Consider the following 3,138-nt stretch of genomic DNA (forward strand, 5'->3'; position numbering starts at 1 on the left):
TTCTTCTTTTTCTGAAGAAAAAGAAGCAAAAAGACTTTCTTTCAGGCTGCCGCCGTCTCCCGGCACAGCGGGACGCTCCACTGAAAAAGTTTTTTGGTTCTTTTTTTTCAAAAAAGAACGTTTTCTTTTCTCCCTTCCAAATTCGGCACTCGCAGCGGAGTCGGAACGGGAGCGGCACGGTGCTGACAAAGGCGGGGGACGGTCCTAGTCTCCGCACCCTTCGCGTGAACGGAGCCCTTCGCCATGCCGCTTCCCTATGACCGCGTGCTGCGCGGCAACCTCGTGCTGCCCGATGGCATCCTGACGGATGGCTATGTCGCGGTGCGCGGGGAGAGCATCGCGGCGATCGGCGAGGGCGAGCTGCCGCCGGCGCTGCAGGTGGATGACTATTCCGGCCGCTTCATCCTGCCGGGCCTGGTGGACGGGCACATGCACACCGGCAGCGCCATCGGCTGGCCGGGCATCGAGGGCGCCACCATGTCCGCCGCCGCCGGCGGCGTGACCACGGTGTGCGACATGCCCTATGACGTGCCGCGCGCCGTCACCTCCGCCGCCATCTTCCAGGAGAAGGTGGAGGCCGTGCACCAGCTCGCGCATGTCGATGTCGCGCTCTACGGCACCATCCGCAAGAATGGCGGCGTGGACGAGATCGCCGGGCTGGCCGAGGCCGGCGCCTCGGCCTTCAAGCTCTCCACCTATGAATATGACGCGGTGCGCTTCCCGCGCATCGACCACCCGACCATGGTCGCGGCCTTCAAGGAGATCGCGAAGACCGGCCTGATGGTCGCCGTCCACAATGAGGACCAGGAACTGGTCGAGCGCCTGACGGCCGAGGCGAAGGCGACGGGGCGCGTGGACCCCATCATGCACGCCCGCACCCGCCCGCCGCTCGCCGAGACCATGGCGGACCTGGAGATCTTCGAAATCGGGCTGGAGACGGGGGCGCATGTGCATATCGCGCATTCCTCCGTCGCCCGCGGCTTCGAGATCGCCGAGAGCTTCCGCGGCATGGGCGCCAAGGCCAGCGGCGAGGCCTGCATCCAGTATCTCTGCATGACGGAGGAGGACCTTGTCCGCCTCAAGGGCTTCGGCAAGTGCAACCCGCCCTTCCGCACGGCGGCGGAGGTGGAGCGCATGTGGGCGGCGCTGGCGGCGGGCAAGGTGGCCTATGTCTCCACCGACCACGCCCCCTGGCAGCGCGAGAAGAAGCTGGGCGACGACATCTTCGCCTGCGGCGCCGGGCTGACGGGCATGCAGTCCTTCGCGCCGCTGATGTTCAGCCTGCTGCGCGAGCGCGGCCTGCCGCTGACGCTGATGGCGAAGTACTGCGCCGAGAACACCGCGCGCTACCACGGCCTCTTCCCCAAGAAGGGCGCCATCCGCCTCGGCTCCGACGCCGACTTCCTGGTGATGGAGGAGGGCGATTTCACCTTCGACGAGGCCACCATCCAGGACCGCCCGGATGCGCGCTGGTCCCCCTATCACGGCCGGCCGATGAAGGGGCGCGTGGCCGCCACCTTCCTGCGTGGCGCCTGCGTGTGGGATGGCGCGGCGGTGCTCGCCCGGCCGGGCCAGGGCCGCTTCGTGCCGCGCCAGCACCGCGGCAGCGCGCTGGGCTGATGCGCGCGGCCCTGGTCGCCGCCAGTGGTGTGGGCGCGCTGGCGCTGTGGGTCTGGCTGACCGGGCCGGGCAGCAGCCTGCCGCTCACCCTGGGCGGCGGCCTCTGCGCCCTGCTGGCCGGCCGCCTGACTTACCGCCTGCTGACACCCCGCCCCGGTGGCCAGGACAGCGCCCCCCCACAGGACCAGAGAGGAGAGCCGTGATGTTCGAGGTGCGAGAGGAAAAGGACGGCAACTTCGCCGTCTGGATCGGCGGGCGCGAGCGCATTGCCCTGCTCTCCAGCGAGGAGGCGGCCAATGCCCTGGTGGACGCGCTGGAAGACGCCTGGGACGGCGCCTTCATGCAGGCCGTGGCCGAGGTGCAGGAGGAGCATGGGGATGCCTTCATCGACCCCCTGCCCCCCGCCAGCCACTGAACCAAGCCCCTGAACGGAGAGACTGACCCCGATGACCCGCCGCCTCACCCTCGCCGCCGCGCAGCTCGGCCCCATCCAGAAGGCCGAGGGGCGTGATGTCGTCGTTGGCCGCATGGTGCGGCTGATGGAGACCGCCCACCGGCGCGGCGCCGAGGTCGTCGTCTTCCCGGAACTGGCGCTGACCACCTTCTTCCCGCGCTGGTACGAGGAGGACATCAACAACGCCGATCACTGGTATGAGCAGAGCCTGCCTTCCAACGAGACGGCGCCGCTCTTCGAGGCCGCGCGGAAGTTCAACATCGGCTTCCACCTCGGCTATGGCGAGATCGCGCATGAGGCGGACGAGACGGGCGTGGTGCGCAAGCGCCATTTCAACACCGCCGTCTATGTCCACCCCAATGGCGAGGTGGTGCTGAAGTATCGCAAGGTGCACCTGCCCGGGCACCGGGAGTTCGACCCGAAGCGCAAGGTGCAGCACCTGGAGAAGCGCTATTTCGAGGTGGGCAACCTCGGCTTCCCCGTGGTGCGGGCGCCGATCGGGCAGGCGGGGCCGGTGAATATCGGCATGCTCATCTGCAATGACCGCCGCTGGCCGGAAGCCTGGCGCGAGCTCGGGCTGCAGCAGGTCGAGCTGGTGATGCTGGGCTACAACACCCCCTCCATCAACCAGGATGCCAAGGGCTTCGAGGCGCACCACCTGCGCGTCGAGCACAGCCATCTCTCGATCCGCGCCGGCTGCTACCAGAATGCGTGCTTCGCCGCCGGCGTGGCCAAGGCGGGCGTCGAGGATGGGTGCGAGCTGTTCGGCCACTCCATCATCGTCAACCCGCAGGGCGAGATCGTCGCCCAGGCCACCAGCTGGGATGACGAGCTGATCGTGGCCGACTGCAACCTGGACCAGTGCACCCTCGGCCGGACGACGATCTTCAACTTCGCCGCCCATCGCCGCCCGGAAGCCTATGGCCGCATCACCGGGCAGGTGGGCAGCGTGGCGCCGGCGGAGTGGACGCCGAAATCTTGAAAGATATTTTTTTCAGTTTGGCGTCCCGCCTCAGGCCCGAGGCGGGACGCTTTCTGAAAAAAGTTTTTTGGTTCTTTTTTTC

At 67.5% G+C, this 3,138-nt stretch carries 5 protein-coding genes; all 5 read left to right on the top strand.

All coding sequences use genetic code 11. The annotated features are described in order from the left end of the window. On the top strand, positions 1 to 208 hold a 208-nt coding region (locus NON00_RS24250; protein ID WP_256025370.1), incomplete at its 5' end, for a hypothetical protein. A gap of 35 nt (positions 209 to 243) precedes the next feature. Then, entirely contained in the window at positions 244 to 1,620 is a 1,377-nt protein-coding gene (locus NON00_RS24255; RefSeq protein ID WP_256025371.1) for a dihydroorotase family protein, read from the top strand. Continuing rightward, positions 1,620 to 1,823, top strand: a complete 204-nt coding sequence (locus NON00_RS24260; RefSeq protein ID WP_256025372.1) for a hypothetical protein — start codon at positions 1,620 to 1,622, stop codon at positions 1,821 to 1,823. The genes NON00_RS24255 and NON00_RS24260 overlap by 1 nt, the downstream gene beginning before the upstream one ends. Further along, on the top strand, positions 1,823 to 2,035 hold the full coding sequence (locus NON00_RS24265; RefSeq protein ID WP_256025373.1) for a hypothetical protein: 213 nt from the start codon (positions 1,823 to 1,825) through the stop codon (positions 2,033 to 2,035). The genes NON00_RS24260 and NON00_RS24265 overlap by 1 nt, the downstream gene beginning before the upstream one ends. 31 nt (positions 2,036 to 2,066) lie before the next feature. After that, on the top strand, positions 2,067 to 3,056 hold the full coding sequence (locus NON00_RS24270; RefSeq protein WP_256025374.1) for an N-carbamoyl-D-amino-acid hydrolase: 990 nt from the start codon (positions 2,067 to 2,069) through the stop codon (positions 3,054 to 3,056). The last annotated feature ends 82 nt before the right edge of the window (positions 3,057 to 3,138 follow it).

The organism is Roseomonas sp. GC11 (assembly GCF_024437745.1).
Classification (GTDB): domain Bacteria; phylum Pseudomonadota; class Alphaproteobacteria; order Acetobacterales; family Acetobacteraceae; genus Pseudoroseomonas.

Coding starts and splice junctions, on each gene's coding strand:
- NON00_RS24255 (WP_256025371.1), top strand. CDS start 244: ATGCCGCTTCCCTATGACCGCGTGCTGCGCGGCAACCTCGTGCTGCCC.
- NON00_RS24260 (WP_256025372.1), top strand. CDS start 1,620: ATGCGCGCGGCCCTGGTCGCCGCCAGTGGTGTGGGCGCGCTGGCGCTG.
- NON00_RS24265 (WP_256025373.1), top strand. CDS start 1,823: ATGTTCGAGGTGCGAGAGGAAAAGGACGGCAACTTCGCCGTCTGGATC.
- NON00_RS24270 (WP_256025374.1), top strand. CDS start 2,067: ATGACCCGCCGCCTCACCCTCGCCGCCGCGCAGCTCGGCCCCATCCAG.